The 13,376-nt window shown below is 59.8% G+C and carries 14 protein-coding genes and 1 tRNA gene; 6 read left to right on the top strand and 9 right to left on the bottom strand.

What is annotated here, in order from left to right:
- Positions 1-28 precede the first annotated feature (28 nt).
- Positions 29-220, top strand: a complete 192-nt coding sequence (locus AACZ26_RS05205; RefSeq protein WP_339619669.1) for a hypothetical protein — start codon at positions 29-31, stop codon at positions 218-220.
- Between the two features lie 65 nt (positions 221-285).
- On the opposite strand, the gene AACZ26_RS05200 is transcribed toward AACZ26_RS05205, so the two are convergent.
- Positions 286-1,026: a gamma-glutamyl-gamma-aminobutyrate hydrolase family protein gene (locus AACZ26_RS05200; RefSeq protein WP_339619667.1), complete on the bottom strand. Its 741-nt coding sequence runs from the start codon at positions 1,024-1,026 to the stop codon at positions 286-288.
- A gap of 292 nt (positions 1,027-1,318) precedes the next feature.
- On the opposite strand from AACZ26_RS05200, the gene AACZ26_RS05195 reads away from it, so the two are divergent.
- Positions 1,319-1,957, top strand: a complete 639-nt coding sequence (locus AACZ26_RS05195; RefSeq protein ID WP_339619664.1) for a M23 family metallopeptidase — start codon at positions 1,319-1,321, stop codon at positions 1,955-1,957.
- A gap of 21 nt (positions 1,958-1,978) precedes the next feature.
- Here AACZ26_RS05195 and AACZ26_RS05190 read toward each other — a convergent pair whose 3' ends face one another.
- Positions 1,979-3,358, bottom strand: a complete 1,380-nt coding sequence (locus AACZ26_RS05190; RefSeq protein ID WP_339619662.1) for a hypothetical protein — start codon at positions 3,356-3,358, stop codon at positions 1,979-1,981.
- A gap of 338 nt (positions 3,359-3,696) precedes the next feature.
- A tRNA-Lys gene (locus tag AACZ26_RS05185) sits at positions 3,697-3,769 on the bottom strand.
- Between the two features lie 70 nt (positions 3,770-3,839).
- Here AACZ26_RS05185 and bcp point away from each other — a divergent pair.
- Positions 3,840-4,319: a thioredoxin-dependent thiol peroxidase gene (gene bcp, locus AACZ26_RS05180; protein ID WP_339619660.1), complete on the top strand. Its 480-nt coding sequence runs from the start codon at positions 3,840-3,842 to the stop codon at positions 4,317-4,319.
- On the opposite strand, the gene AACZ26_RS05175 is transcribed toward bcp, so the two are convergent.
- Positions 4,316-4,735, bottom strand: a complete 420-nt coding sequence (locus tag AACZ26_RS05175) for a hypothetical protein (RefSeq protein WP_339619658.1) — start codon at positions 4,733-4,735, stop codon at positions 4,316-4,318. The two genes, bcp and AACZ26_RS05175, sit on opposite strands and share 4 nt — an antisense overlap.
- Positions 4,736-4,918: 183 nt before the next feature.
- Between AACZ26_RS05175 and AACZ26_RS05170 the strand changes: the two genes are divergently transcribed.
- Positions 4,919-5,167, top strand: a complete 249-nt coding sequence (locus tag AACZ26_RS05170; RefSeq protein WP_009772809.1) for a WhiB family transcriptional regulator — start codon at positions 4,919-4,921, stop codon at positions 5,165-5,167.
- 77 nt (positions 5,168-5,244) lie between these two features.
- Here the strand turns inward: AACZ26_RS05170 and AACZ26_RS05165 are convergent, their stop codons facing one another.
- From AACZ26_RS05165 to AACZ26_RS05155, 3 genes are read right to left on the bottom strand one after another with little or no spacing between them, the layout of a single operon-like run.
- Positions 5,245-6,744 carry a histidine kinase N-terminal domain-containing protein gene (locus AACZ26_RS05165; protein ID WP_339619648.1) on the bottom strand — a complete coding sequence of 500 codons (1,500 nt, stop codon included), beginning with the start codon at positions 6,742-6,744 and terminating at the stop codon, positions 5,245-5,247.
- Between the two features lie 9 nt (positions 6,745-6,753).
- Entirely contained in the window at positions 6,754-7,986 is a 1,233-nt protein-coding gene (locus AACZ26_RS05160; RefSeq protein WP_339619646.1) for a regulator, read from the bottom strand.
- Position 7,987: 1 nt separating this feature from the next.
- Positions 7,988-8,635: an SAF domain-containing protein gene (locus AACZ26_RS05155; RefSeq protein ID WP_339619644.1), complete on the bottom strand. Its 648-nt coding sequence runs from the start codon at positions 8,633-8,635 to the stop codon at positions 7,988-7,990.
- Between the two features lie 119 nt (positions 8,636-8,754).
- Between AACZ26_RS05155 and AACZ26_RS05150 the strand changes: the two genes are divergently transcribed.
- A complete protein-coding gene (locus AACZ26_RS05150) occupies positions 8,755-9,036 on the top strand; it encodes a helix-turn-helix domain-containing protein (protein ID WP_339619642.1) in 282 nt (93 codons plus the stop codon).
- A 75-nt stretch (positions 9,037-9,111) separates the two neighbouring features.
- Here the strand turns inward: AACZ26_RS05150 and AACZ26_RS05145 are convergent, their stop codons facing one another.
- Complete coding sequence (locus tag AACZ26_RS05145; RefSeq protein ID WP_339619640.1) at positions 9,112-9,711, bottom strand: hypothetical protein; 600 nt, start codon at positions 9,709-9,711, stop codon at positions 9,112-9,114.
- 150 nt (positions 9,712-9,861) lie between these two features.
- On the opposite strand from AACZ26_RS05145, the gene AACZ26_RS05140 reads away from it, so the two are divergent.
- A complete protein-coding gene (locus tag AACZ26_RS05140; protein ID WP_339619638.1) occupies positions 9,862-10,350 on the top strand; it encodes an Rv3235 family protein in 489 nt (162 codons plus the stop codon).
- Between the two features lie 101 nt (positions 10,351-10,451).
- Here AACZ26_RS05140 and secA read toward each other — a convergent pair whose 3' ends face one another.
- Positions 10,452-13,274, bottom strand: a complete 2,823-nt coding sequence (gene secA / locus AACZ26_RS05135; RefSeq protein ID WP_339619636.1) for a preprotein translocase subunit SecA — start codon at positions 13,272-13,274, stop codon at positions 10,452-10,454.
- Positions 13,275-13,376 lie beyond the last annotated feature (102 nt).

Raw genomic sequence — 13,376 nt, 5'->3', positions numbered from 1 at the left:
CGTTAAGCAACCCAACCTCGGAGGAAAAATGCGCAAGTACTTGTTCAACGGCAGTCTCCTCAGCGCGGTCGCTGGAGGCTGGAGCATTTTTCAGACCACCAAGCAGGGGCCGCGAGACTGGCGTCTCATTCTCATGTGGATCAGCTGGGGCCTCACCGTCGCCATCGCTATCGGTACGATCGCTAAAGAAGCCAGCGACTCCTACGAGCTCGACAGCTAACGCTGCTTCGCACTGAGCGTCGCCACTGCGTCGAGCTACTCGCTCGGGCGCGAGGGTTCTAGCGATTAACGTTTCGCGCGATAGCGGGCCGCCGCTTCGACCACGCCGCGGAACAGGCGTGCATCTTCTTTAGCGTCCTCTTCCGGATGCCACTGCACGGCAACGCCAAAGTCCACGCCAGGCAGTTCAACTGCCTGAATGACGCCGTCATCTCCTCGTCCGGAGACGACGAGACCCTCGGCGAGCTCGCCAATTGCCTGATGATGGTACGACTTCACGGCAAGGCTGGTGTCGCCGCCGAGCAGCGACGACAGTTCACTCTCGGGTTCCACTGCGACGTCATTCACGAGAAAGGTTCCGCCGCCCGCACCATAGCGGGTCGACCCGATCACATCGGGAAGGTGCTGGATGATCGTGCCGCCGAGCGCGACATTCAACACTTGAGCGCCTCGACAGATCCCCAGAAACGGCAGGTTCGCGTCGATAGCCGCACGGAGCAACGCGTCTTCGAAGGCGTCGCGATCCTTGCGGGGCACATCCGTGGTCGGGTGTGCCTCTTGACCGTAGCGGGCCGGGTCGACGTCCTTGCCGCCGGTCAGGATTAAGCCATCGAGGCCGCGGATGAGCGAGCTTGCGATCTCGGCGTCGACGGGCTGGGGTGGCAGCAGTACCGCTATCCCGCCGGCATCCGTCACCGCTTCGAAGTAGATCTTGGGCAAGAATGACGCGGGCAGATCCCAGACGCCAGTTTGAGCCTGTTCAAGGTACGACGTGAGCCCGATTATTGGACGCGAACTGGTGCCCATATGGACCCCTCCCCATCGAAGAAATAGAACGTTTGTTACCAAAGGATATAGGCCGATGGCAGCAGATTGTTGCTTCCTGAGTACCGTTCTCAGGTTTGTCCATTATTTTTGGTTGCTTACTCGCCTGTCTAACCGCATCGAAGCGGTTTCGGCCAGTGTGCTGCAGTTGGCACCCATCCGGCTTATGCGCCACTCAAACCCGTGACCGCACAGCCACCACCAGATGGTGCTTCTCCCTAACTCAGCCGCCCTTCTCGCTAACCCAACCCTAGGAACGCTGTTGAAAAGATCTATGACTATGCTCGCCGTCGGGGCGATCCTCATTGGCGGCACGGTGCCCGCAGCAGTTTTTCCCACAGTTGAGAACGAGGTATTCGTTGCGGACGCTGCGACCCTCGCTCAAGCGCCAACCTCGACAACGGCAACTTCACCGACCGATGAGATTCAAACGTTCGCCTCGCCAGCAACGGGAAAGTCGACGCCCGTTGTGCGCGACAGCTTTGGCGTCGAAAAAGTGCAGCAGCAGGTTGTCGTGACGGCATCAGGAATTACGGGCACTCTCGAGCTTTTCCCGGCCAATGGCCCTGTCAACGATGGTTTCGGCTATCGCGATGGCAACGAGTTCCACGGCGGTATCGACATCATGGCGCCAGAGGGTTCCGCGATCATCGCGGCTTCACCCGGCACCGTCGAAAGCGTCTCCAGCGGTGGGGGCTGGGGTCGCCACGTGATTATCGATCACGGCAATGGAATCAAAACTCTCTACGGCCACATGATCGAGGGTTCGCAAGCAGTCACCGCTGGCCAGTGGGTTGCCGCAGGAACCTTCTTAGGCTCCGTCGGCAACACCGGCTACTCGACCTTCCCTCACCTCCACTTTGAGGTTTACGTTTTCGACACGCGCGTCGATCCCATGCCGTGGTTGCCGTAACCCTGCATCGTCGGCATCTGGCTACTGAGCGCCAGCATCCATCCGACGTCGCACGAAACAGGCGGCAGCACCCAGCACAATAAGGCTCGTGGGCAACAGCCACCACGCCACCGAAATGCCGCCGCTGCCCGTGTACGCCAGCGTTGGTAGCTGTGCAGTAACAACGCCACCTATCGTGCAGTCGTCATTGCCGGAAACCACGAAGGAGAACTCCGGCGGATCGACCCAGTCGAACTCGAGCCCATTCGGCGCGACCGCCTGAGCAGAAACAGACACCGAAGCGGATGCGGCTACCGGGTAGATTCCCGAACGCACCCCAGAGACACCATTTACAGTGAATGACACAGGCGAAGGATCGTATCCAGGCGCGACTCCCAAGCTGTAGATTCCCACCGAGCCACAACTGGCCTGCGAGAACGACACTGCCGGCATAACGAGCCCCAACGTTGCAAGATCGCACCGAGGATCTAGCGGGTCGTGTTGCGGATTGAGCACTCCGCTAAAGGTCAGCGTGGTCACGCCAACTGCCGCCCTCAAGGCAGGGCCCACGACCGAAAAGTATGCGCCGGCATTGGCAGTCGCCGTCACGCTGTAGTCGTTCGGGCCCTCGGGGTCGGTGATCTCACCCCACGTCGCGTTGACGATCGGTCCGAGAATCAAACGCTCAGGAGCATCGCACGTGGCCGCCGCGAAATCAGCCTGCGCTGTGGCGACAAGCGGCTCCTCCTCGGGCGGCGGGTCGCACGCCCGAAGTTCCTCTGCGGTGAGCTTGCGCGTGCTGTGCGATTGAGTGAAGCCGACTTGGGTAGAGCCATAGAAGAGCTTGGTCGCCGTCGCAATGTTCACGATTCCGCCATATTGATAGGTGGGGCACCTCACTTCTTCGTCGACGATCACTTCAGTGCGAGAGCACAGGCTCGCGTCGTCGCTTGCGACGATGAACGACGGCTGTCCTGCAACGAACGTGCCGCTGTCGTTGACGCCGTCCCCGAGCTCACCACCGCTCATCTGGACTGGTTGGTCTCCAGGCGCTAGGTGGAATCCCAAGGGAGCGCTATCGCTTGAGACGAACTGGCACACCCAAACTTTGTCGCCTTCGGGAGAGAGAGCGTGTTCTTCAGGTTGAGTTGAGCGTTCGGCGGAGCGTTCGGAATCCTCCGCCTGCGCTCCAGCGGGTGCAGCAGGCTCCGAGGTGACGGGCTCAGGCTGTTCGGGTGCCGGAGTAGATATCGACTCGTGCGAGCCGTCGTCGGGGTCTGGGACGGCGGTGTCGGAGTTGGTCACCGCTGGATCGGAGGCGGGAGTGCTTTCGTCGGCAAAGGCGGGGGCTGAAACGCCTAGGAGAGCACCTGCTGTGAGGGTGACAGTGGCAACGGTTGCCAGCAGTTTCTTGAGGAACATTGAGGGCAGCTTTCTGCATGGGGGTATGCGTATATCGACGCTTCCGCACGCAACTGCAGAGTCGGGGCCACCGTTGGCTCACGAGAGGGAGTGCGAGCGCGTTCACGGGGGTGAACAGCGCCGCTGGGGAGTGATTCGGGCATCACCTTCTTCTGCGCCATCGGGTAGTGACCGGAGCGGGCCGATCTGGCGATGCCACCAAGTACCATGTCCCCCATTAGGAGGACAATAGATTTTTTTGACGAAACGGGATATCTGCAACGCAGCGAGGGCAGACGACCGGGTGCTTAAACAAAGAACCCCCACGATCTCAACGATCGTGGGGGTTTTTCTGAACGTGCACCCCCCCGGACTTGAACCGGGAACCCACTGATTAAGAGTCAGTTGCTCTGCCAATTGAGCTAGAGGTGCGTGGCGCGGTTTTCCCTCTCGGGCAACCGAGGAACAACGTTACCATGAGTTAAAGCGACTAAGGAGCACAATGACCACTGAATCTTCTCGACTTTCCGCCGGCACCCCAGCACCGGGCTTCACACTGCCGGATCAGGACGGCAAAATGGTGTCCCTGAGCGACTTTTCGGGCAAGAAAGTGATTCTGTATTTTTACCCCGCTGCAATGACTCCCGGATGCACGAAGCAGGCCTGTGACTTTCGCGATCAGCTCGGCTCGCTGCAGTCTGAGGGCTATGTCGTGCTTGGCGTTTCTCGCGATACCCCCGAGAAGCTCACGGCGTTTCGCGAGCAAGAAGCTCTCACTTTCCCTCTGCTCAGCGACCCTGATCATAAGGTCCACCAGGCGTATGGCGCGTGGGGCGAGAAGAACCTTTATGGCAAGCAAGTTGTGGGAGTGATCCGCTCCACTTTCGTCATCGACGAGCAGGGCGCGATTACTCTTCCCCTCTACGCAGTGAAAGCGACCGGTCACGTCGCTTCGTTGCGCAAGAAGTTGGGACTCGACTAACCATCGCGTCGGGTGGTTGCCTCAAGAACCGGCTTCGTGAACAAAAGCACAAGCACCACGATGGCCGGAGTCAGCAGCAACCACCCCACGTCGGGGCGCGCAAAGATGCCCTGAAAACTTCCAATGGCAACGGAGATCTGAAGCACCTGCCAGACGACTGATGCACCCCGAATCCACGCCTGCCCCCGGAGGGTGTTGACGCCAATCACGGTGACCCAGACAGCGGCGAGCGCAGTCAACACCGTCAGGGCGATCGCACTCGGATACGACTGCGGCGTCTCCGCCCCCAGCTCGAAAACGAGGTAGGCAAGGGCAGCAAAAAGAACGGCACTTTCAAGGAAAAGCACCACGGCTAGCGCGATCAGATACGGATGATGACGTCCCGGTTTTTCTTCTGAGACAAGTTCGTCTACCATTCGCTCCCCGTTAAATCGCTGAAAAACCATTGCTTTGGCTTTGCCGATATGCGATTCTAGTTGAGGTTGATTTCTGGCTCCCAGTGTTGCGAGCGAGACCCACACAATTACTCAAGCTCGACGCCGATCAGGGCGTAATTTTTTGCGCAGTCGAGCATCGCAACACACTGCAAGGAGCAACAAATGGACTGGCGCGATAACGCTGCATGCCTCACGGCTGACCCGGAGCTTTTCTTTCCCGTAGGAAACACCGGTCCAGCAGTTGACCAGATCGAGAAAGCAAAAGCCGTTTGTGGCCGTTGCTCGGTCACCGAGATGTGCCTTCAGTACGCTCTTGAGACCAACCAGGACTCAGGCGTCTGGGGTGGACTCAGCGAAGACGAGCGCCGCGCACTCAAGCGTCGCGCAGCACGCGCACGCCGCGCTTCTTAAGCACCGCGCTACCGCAGGCCGGGCTCTCGCCGCGAGCCCTGTGACAGTCGGATCGGTAGACCGCGATCGTTCAGGGGTTACTTGGTACGCGTCAACCACGTGAGCGGAATATCGATCGTCACTTCGGTTCCGCTGCCCACAAGCGTGTGCCAGTCGATCGTGCCGCTCAGCTCACCTTGAATCAACGTGCGCACGATCTGCGTGCCTAGCCCCTCTCCGACTTTGCCTTCGCCGAGACCGACACCGTTATCGCGCACTTGAACCGTCAGCTTGTCTGCAGTGCGGCGCGCGTCGATCTCGACAGTGCCATCTGCCCGACCTGCGAGACCATGCTCAACAGCGTTCGTCACAAGCTCGGTCAACGCTAGAGCCAACGGGGTTGCATACTCACTGGGCAATGCGCCGAAACTGCCCACGGATGTCGGGTGAACGGTCGTGTTGTGACTCGAAGCGACTTCTGCAATCAGCTTCAATACGCGATGGAAAACCACATCGAAGTCAACATTCTGATTGAGGCCCTCAGAGAGGGTGTCGTGCACGACGGCGATAGCCGCGACTCGACGCATCGCCTGACCGAGCGCTTCACGCGCTACCTCGCTGTGAGTACGGCGAGCCTGAATTCGCAGCAGTGACGCTACCGTCTGGAGGTTATTTTTGACCCGGTGATGGATCTCGCGAATCGTGGCATCTTTCGTGATCAGTTCACGCTCCTGATGCCGCACCTCGGTGACATCGCGACACAGCACGATCGCGCCGACTCGTTCGCCACGATCCCGGATGGGGATGGTGCGCAAAGAGACCGTCACACCACGAGCTTCAATATCTGTGCGCCACGGTGCGCGACCAGTGACAACAAGAGGAAGGGACTCATCCACTTCTGGCTGCCCCGCAATCAACGTGGTAGTCACATCGGCCAGCGACTCGGCCTCAAGCTCGCCAGAAAAACCGATTCGGTTGAACGCCGAGAGCGCGTTCGGGCTCGCGAACGTGACGAGCCCATCAACATCCAAGCGAATGAGACCGTCGGATGCTCGGGGCGCTCCCCTGCGCGGGGCGGCCGGAGCTCCCATGTCGGGGAAATCTCCTGCAGCGATCATCGCGAACAGGTCGTTTGCGCACCCATTGAAGGTGAGTTCTTGGCGCGAAGGTGTGCGAGCATCGCCCAGATTCGTGTGCCGAGTAATCACCGCGATCGGCGTTTCGGTCGTGGCGTTGCCTGTCGCGTTGAGTCGACGCATCACGGGAACTGCTCTCACCCTGGTTGGAGTCTCCTCGTACCAGGCGGGAGCCGCCGTATCGACGATGCGCGACGTCTCGTAGGCTTCAGTAACTTGAGCATGCCACTCAGGTTTGATCTTCTGGCCTACGAAGTCGCGATAGAAGAGCGTCGCGGAGCTGCTGGGGCGAGCGTGCGCGACCGCAACAAACTGGTCATCGTCGCTGGGCACCCACAGCACGATGTCTGCAAAGGCAAGGTCGGCGAGCAACTGCCAGTCGCCGACAAGCATGTGCAGCCATTCGATGTCCGCCTCACTAGAGCGGCCTTGTTCTTGGACTAGATCACTGAGTGTCGACACTCCTACAGGTTACCTGCGCGCTAACATCCTGCTGAACAACGAGCGCTGTGGCGGTGAATCGTGTTCCTCTGGGACAAGCCGCGACGTGACCAGGTCACGGATTGCCAAGCGCGCCGGAGAGCGTGGTGCGGCATCGGCGAGAGTCTTGCCGCTCAACACAGCGCCATCGAATCCCGAGAGATCGTGAGGGACGAGAATCGGATGCTCAATGCCTCCGAATCTCGACAGCGTTTGAGTGATCTGACCGTGTGGGTTCATGCCGCTCGCTGTCACTCGAATCTTGTTCATGACTACGCTCACGCTGCGCGTCGTCACGGTCTCAAGCAGGTCGACGTGGGCGCGCAGAAATCTTGATAAACCAACCGGGTCTGCCGCTCCGACGGCGATCACATGATCCGCAGCTCGCACCGCTGTTACCGCCGCGGCATTTCTTCTCGGCGCAAAGAGGTCGCTCGTGATCTCTTCGTCGTTTTCAAGACTCGAACTCGTGTCGAGAATCGTGTAATCAACCCACTGGCGGCACTGGGCAATTGTTGTTCCCACTCGCTCAGAAGAGAGCTCCGGCCAGCGACTCGGACGCCCAATTCCCGTGAGCACCCAGAATGCTCCCACGGGAGATTCGTAGCGCTGACCGATGCGGTCGAGTTCGTCGGTACTGAGTGTCTCGGTGCCCGCAAGCCTGCAGGCAGCAGCAAAGCCGGGCGCTTCATCGAGCATGCCCAAAGCGGGAGCAACGGAAGCCCCGTGGGTATCAACATCGGCGAGCGCCACGCTGTAGCCCAAAGCAGCCAGTTCGGCAGCGACGGAGATCGCGATGGATGTTCGTCCCGGTGCTCCGCCGGGTCCCCAGACGGCGATCACTTGACCTACCGAAGAATGCTCGCGCTCGGGAGCATTGGCGCTCCACGGGGACTGGGAGAGCACAGCATCCACCCCCGCCCACCCCACGGAGGCCTCAACGATATCGAAGAGGCCGAGATCGCTCGCGTAGCGCTGCTCACGCTCGCTACTAGCGACGGCAATCAGTCGCACCCCCGCGTGATCACACGAGGCGATGAGGCGGTCGGTCAAGTAACGGGCTTCGGCAGCCACGAGTGCAATGTCGGCATGTGCGCCCGCTACGCGAGATGCCAGCTCGGGTGCGCTCACTGTGCGCAGCACGATCTCGTGGCCGTGCTGCGCTGCATCGAATGCAAACTGATCTTCGAGAGTGACGGGCATTGCGAGAGCGAAGTTCGTCATCTCAGCCCTTCGCCGGCAAATTCGCGGGGATAACGGAAAGAACGTCTCCGTTAGCCATAGCTTCAAGCACGCGAGCGACCCGTGAGCGCGGAACGAGCAGTTCGATTGCGCTCCCTTGCGCAGACGTCACCAATGAGTCATCTTCGAGGAGCCGGACAACAATCGCGCCAGAAATGATCACTCCCGGAGCACCATATTCGCCACTTTCAGTTTCGGCGCTTGCCCACACATCTACGGATGCGCCCGGGGTGACGGTGCCCGAGAGCCCTCCGTGAGGCGACACAACAACCGAGGTGAGGGAAAGACCGTCGTGACTACCGAGCGAGGAGGTCGGAACCAACTCCCCCGCCTCTATGGGCCGGGTCGCGATAAACCCTTCCGGCGGCAACTCGCCCCGCGCGATGTAGCGGTCAGTCGCCTCGTTGAGCTTCACATTGCGAACCACAAGGTCGGAGCTCAGCACTCGATCACCGGGGGTCAGCGTTGACGCTGCCGCGTAGACCTCAGTCGAGTCATCGGCCGCAGCAACGATCGACACCACGCCGACGACGGATGCCACCACAAGCACGATTCCAATGGCCAGTCGCGGGTCAAGGGCAAACGCTCGCGCACGAGCGTGAGACTGGGTGCGGCCGGAACGGCGGCTCATAGTGCGTGTTCCACAGGTCGAATCGTGATCATGGCACCATCGTTCGTCACTGCTGAGAACTGGCGTGATAGTTATCCACATCAACCCCATTCCCAGCTTGAGACGCGCATAATCGATGCATGAACGCGATCAACCCAGCAGAGGGCCTTGGGAGATTTCTCACCCTGGCCGATACTGCCGAAGTGCTCAGCGTGTCTCCGCACGAGGTTCTTGAACTCGTGCGCTCGGGCGAACTGCCCGCGATCAAGGTGGGAAGCAAGGGTCAGTGGCGCATCGAGAATTCCGTTCTCGAGTCCTACATTGAGGCCCTCTACGAAGAGACTCGTCGTATGAGTCTCTGGAATCAGTCAGACATCGCTACGGTCACCGAAGTCAACTTCGGCGAGCAACGCAGCCGCTAGCGCCGAAGACAACCGCGCTCGGGTTGCGCCTGGCACCTCAGCACCCAATGCTGGGTATTTCAATCACCTCACCCTTCACAGCCGCACAAGCGCCAGGCTCGAAAACGGCACCAAGCGATACTCAGAGACCGCCGTCTCACGGCGCACGGCCCCACGCTCATGCACGGCGATATCCACATGATCACGGCCGACCCGATCTATCGTGCCGTAGACCTCCCCCGCCATCAGCAGCAACGAGACCGCTCGACGCCGCCGGCAGAGGTCACGCAGAACGTAACTCACGCTGAGTCGCTGCGAGAGAGTCGGATGCCCATTCTCGGCAGTAGTGGCAAGGCTGGGAGCGATGTGGCTGGCCCCGAGCGATATCCCTGCAAGCGCTGCGAAGGGAATGATGCACTGCGCTGGGCGACCGCTTTCGTCGACGATGTCAGCCGACATCCAATCTCTGCCGATAATGACGGGTCGCACGGTTACGCGGCTGCCCGTAATCAAGACCACTGCGAGAGTGAGTGGTGCGGCTGCCGTGCTGCGGGCGTGGAGCGCGACGATGCGATCGCGGATACTCAGCCGACCTAAGCGCAAGCGCTCTTCCTCCGCATCCAGCTCCAGATCGTCTGCTGTTATTTCGCGCTCGAGCTGGCTTTCGAGGTCGTCAAAGAGTTTGTCCCAGCGCATGGCTAGACGGTACTGACGCCGGCACCACATTCCGAAATGTTATCCACAATTGAAAATTAGTCATAGACAATTGGTCTCGTTACTGATTAAGTGTGGTCTACCCCCTTATGGGGGTAAACGTCGCCGTCTTGACCTTTTACCCGGGAGATCATGAGTACCGAGCCTCTTCGCACCTCCTTAGCGAGTCTGAAATTACCCCAACAGCTGCGCCCCCGCACTGGCACACTGCCGTCGAAAGTTATTCGACCGCGGTTTGTTCCCGACGAGTTCTTTGGCCATCAGCCCACTCCCCGCGCGGAGCTGCCCGACCCCGCGCCTCTCGTCGAGAATCTCACACGTTGCGTGATTGAGGTGCTGGCTGGCGCTCGTGATCTCGAACAGATGTCACGCTGGGTCACCGATGACGTGTATCGCCACTTGCTCAAACGGGTCGTACTCTCCGCGCGTGCCCGTCGAGCGAAAGGCCAACCGGTCACTCGCCCCAGCTTTACGATGGGCTCCATCCGGCTCTGCGAACCGCGAGACGGCGCGGTCGAAGCGGTCGTCATCGTTCGTGGACGCGCACGCACACGCGCTGTTGCCGTGCGCCTGGAAGGCCTTGACAAGCGCTGGCGTGCCACGGCCATCAACGTGCTGTAGCCTCACACCCCTACAGCCGAAAAAAACGGATGCCCCACTCGACAATCGAGCGGGGCATCCGTTCTTCCGTTGCTCGCGCGGGGCGCTAGCTCGCGATCTCGCTATTTCTTGCGCTTGTCCTGGGCGCGGCGCTGCGAACGATTCAACGGTGCCTCGGGAGTGGCGTTCTCGGAACGCTGGCCGAAAGCACCACGCTCGGCTGGCTGAGATTGAGCCGGTGCCTGCTGCGCCTGCTGAGGCGCCACTTGGCGTGCCTGACGCTGTTGAGCCTGAGCCGTAGCTGCCCGCTCGACTTGACCACGCTCGTTACGAACTTCGACCTCACCAGAAGCATCCGCGCTCGGTGCCGAATAGCTGAGCTGAGCCGAGGGGGCATTCGCCCCTTCAAGCCCACGAGCCTGCACCGTCGTAGATTCGCCGCCGCCATTTACCTCGACATCGAGGTTGAAGAGGAAACCGACCGTCTCCTCGCGGATCTGGCCCATCATCGTCTGGAACAGTGCGAAACCTTCTCGCTGATACTCAATGAGCGGATCGCGTTGAGCCATGGCTCGCAAGCCAATTCCGTCCTTCAGGTAGTCCATCTCGTAGAGATGGTCGCGCCAGCGGCGGTCGATAACGCTCAGCACAACACGACGCTCGAGCTCTCGCATGGCCGCCTCGCCCAGCTTCTGCTCGCGACGCTCATACGCGATCACGGCATCCGAATGGATCTCTTTGGCGATGAACGCGCTCGTCATCTTGCCCCGCGAACCAGCCTCGGTGAGAACCTCATCGACGGTGATTCCTACGGGATACATCGTCTTCAGCTCGGCCCACAGTCCTTCGAAGTCCCACTCTTCTGAGTGCCCCTCTGCCGTGTGAACGTCCACGACCTCGGTAACGACGTCATTGAGGAACCGCTGCACGCGATCCTTGAGGTCATCGCCCTCAAGAATGTGGCGACGGTCGCTGTAGATAGCCTCACGCTGACGGTTGAGAACATCGTCGTACTTGAGCACGTTCTTGCGGATCTCCGCATTTCGAGACTCGACCTGCGCCTGAGCGCTGCGGATGGCGCGGCTGACGACCTTCGACTCGATCGCGAGATCATCAGGAACCGACGACCGGCCCATGAGGGCTTCCGCAGCACCGCTGTTGAACAGTCGCATGAGGTCGTCCTGAAGCGACAGGTAGAAGCGGCTTTCGCCGGGGTCGCCCTGACGCCCTGAACGACCACGCAACTGGTTGTCGATTCGACGCGATTCGTGGCGCTCGGTTCCCAGCACGTAGAGCCCACCGACGTCGATGACCTTTTTGGCTTCGGTCTCGACGCCTGCCTTGACCGAGGCGAAAACGTCGTCCCAAGCGGCTTCATACTCATCTGGCGTTTCGGAGGGGTTCAGCCCACGACCGTTCATTTCGGCGACTGCCAAGAACTCCGCGTTTCCGCCGAGCATCACGTCGGTTCCACGTCCGGCCATGTTGGTCGCTACGGTTACAGCGCCGAGCCGGCCCGCTTGAGCAACAATCGCTGCTTCGCGAGCGTGGTTCTTAGCGTTCAGCACTTCGTGCTTGACACCCTTCTTGGCCAACATGCGAGAGAGCAATTCGCTTTTCTCTACGCTTGTCGTTCCCACCAAAACAGGCTGGCCGAGTTCGTGGCGCTTGGCGATGTCGGCGACAACCTGCTCAAACTTCGACTGTTCATTCTTGTAAATGAGGTCGGACTGGTCGATGCGCTGCATCGGGCGGTTAGTCGGAATAGCAACAACGCCGAGCTTGTAGGTGGACATGAACTCAGCCGCCTCAGTCTCAGCGGTACCGGTCATTCCCGACAACTTGTTGTACAGACGGAAGTAGTTCTGCAGCGTAACCGTGGCCAACGTTTGATTCTCGGCCTTGACCGCAACGCCTTCTTTGGCCTCGATCGCCTGGTGAATACCTTCGTTATAACGACGACCCTGAAGGATGCGGCCGGTGTGCTCATCGACGATAAGCACTTCGCCGTTCATCACGACGTAGTCCTTATCTTTCTTGAACAACGCGCGAGCCTTGATTGAGTTATTGAGGAAGGAGATCAAGGGAGTGTTGGCCGACTCGTAAAGGTTGTCGATACCGAGGTAATCCTCGACCTTCTCGATGCCAGGCTCGAGGACACCGACGGTGCGCTTCTTCTCGTCGACCTCGAAATCAGTCTCCGGGTCGAGCTTCTTAGCGAGGTTCGCAAACTCGGTAAACCAACGGTTCGCCTCGCCTGAAGAAGGGCCAGAAATGATTAGTGGCGTACGGGCCTCGTCGATGAGAATCGAGTCGACCTCGTCAACAACGGCAAAGTAGTGGCCGCGCTGCACCATGTCGCTCGCCTGCCACGCCATGTTGTCGCGGAGGTAGTCGAACCCAAACTCATTGTTGGTTCCGTACGTGATGTCGGCTGCGTACTGTTCGCGACGTTCCACCGGCGTCTGACCCGAGACGATACATCCGGTAGTCATGCCGAGGGCGCGGAAAACGCGACCCATAAGTTCAGATTGGTAACTCGCCAAGTAGTCGTTGACCGTAATGACGTGCACGCCTTGAGCTGCAATAGCGTTCAGATAGGCAGCAAGAGTCGCGACGAGAGTCTTGCCTTCACCGGTTTTCATCTCAGCAATGTTGCCCAAGTGAAGAGCAGCGCCGCCCATGAGCTGCACATCAAAGTGACGCATCCCGAGAGTACGGCTAGCTGCTTCGCGCACAGCAGCAAATGCCTCGGGCAGGAGGTCGTCGAGAGACTCTCCCGCCACATAGCGTTCACGCAGTTCTACAGTCTCGTTCTTCAACTCATCATCAGTGAGACTCTTGAAGTCGTCCTCAAGATGGTTGACCGCCTGCGCATAGCCTTTCAAGCGCCGAAGAAGTCGACCCTCACCTACGCGAAGAGCGCGTTCCAAAACATTTGCCACCGAATACTCCCATTCTTGTCGGACGGGTCCGACGCTGGCACTGCTCGACGAAGCGCAGTCTTTTAGACGCTTACGTCGCGGTAACGCGGTGCGTGCAATCAG

This window comes from uncultured Salinibacterium sp., from assembly GCF_963974405.1.
Classification (GTDB): Bacteria; Actinomycetota; Actinomycetes; order Actinomycetales; family Microbacteriaceae; genus Rhodoglobus.
The sequence above is the reverse complement of the archived record's forward strand: the minus strand, read 5'-3'. Positions and strand labels throughout refer to the sequence as shown.

Bases quoted from the DNA above. Each gene is read 5' to 3' on its own strand.
- AACZ26_RS05205 (WP_339619669.1), top strand. From the start codon at position 29: ATGCGCAAGTACTTGTTCAACGGCAGTCTCCTCAGCGCGGTCGCTGGA.
- AACZ26_RS05200 (WP_339619667.1), bottom strand. From the start codon at position 1,026: ATGGGCACCAGTTCGCGTCCAATAATCGGGCTCACGTCGTACCTTGAA.
- AACZ26_RS05195 (WP_339619664.1), top strand. From the start codon at position 1,319: ATGACTATGCTCGCCGTCGGGGCGATCCTCATTGGCGGCACGGTGCCC.
- AACZ26_RS05190 (WP_339619662.1), bottom strand. From the start codon at position 3,358: ATGTTCCTCAAGAAACTGCTGGCAACCGTTGCCACTGTCACCCTCACA.
- bcp (WP_339619660.1), top strand. From the start codon at position 3,840: ATGACCACTGAATCTTCTCGACTTTCCGCCGGCACCCCAGCACCGGGC.
- AACZ26_RS05175 (WP_339619658.1), bottom strand. From the start codon at position 4,735: ATGGTAGACGAACTTGTCTCAGAAGAAAAACCGGGACGTCATCATCCG.
- AACZ26_RS05170 (WP_009772809.1), top strand. From the start codon at position 4,919: ATGGACTGGCGCGATAACGCTGCATGCCTCACGGCTGACCCGGAGCTT.
- AACZ26_RS05160 (WP_339619646.1), bottom strand. From the start codon at position 7,986: ATGACGAACTTCGCTCTCGCAATGCCCGTCACTCTCGAAGATCAGTTT.
- AACZ26_RS05155 (WP_339619644.1), bottom strand. From the start codon at position 8,635: ATGAGCCGCCGTTCCGGCCGCACCCAGTCTCACGCTCGTGCGCGAGCG.
- AACZ26_RS05150 (WP_339619642.1), top strand. From the start codon at position 8,755: ATGAACGCGATCAACCCAGCAGAGGGCCTTGGGAGATTTCTCACCCTG.
- AACZ26_RS05145 (WP_339619640.1), bottom strand. From the start codon at position 9,711: ATGCGCTGGGACAAACTCTTTGACGACCTCGAAAGCCAGCTCGAGCGC.
- AACZ26_RS05140 (WP_339619638.1), top strand. From the start codon at position 9,862: ATGAGTACCGAGCCTCTTCGCACCTCCTTAGCGAGTCTGAAATTACCC.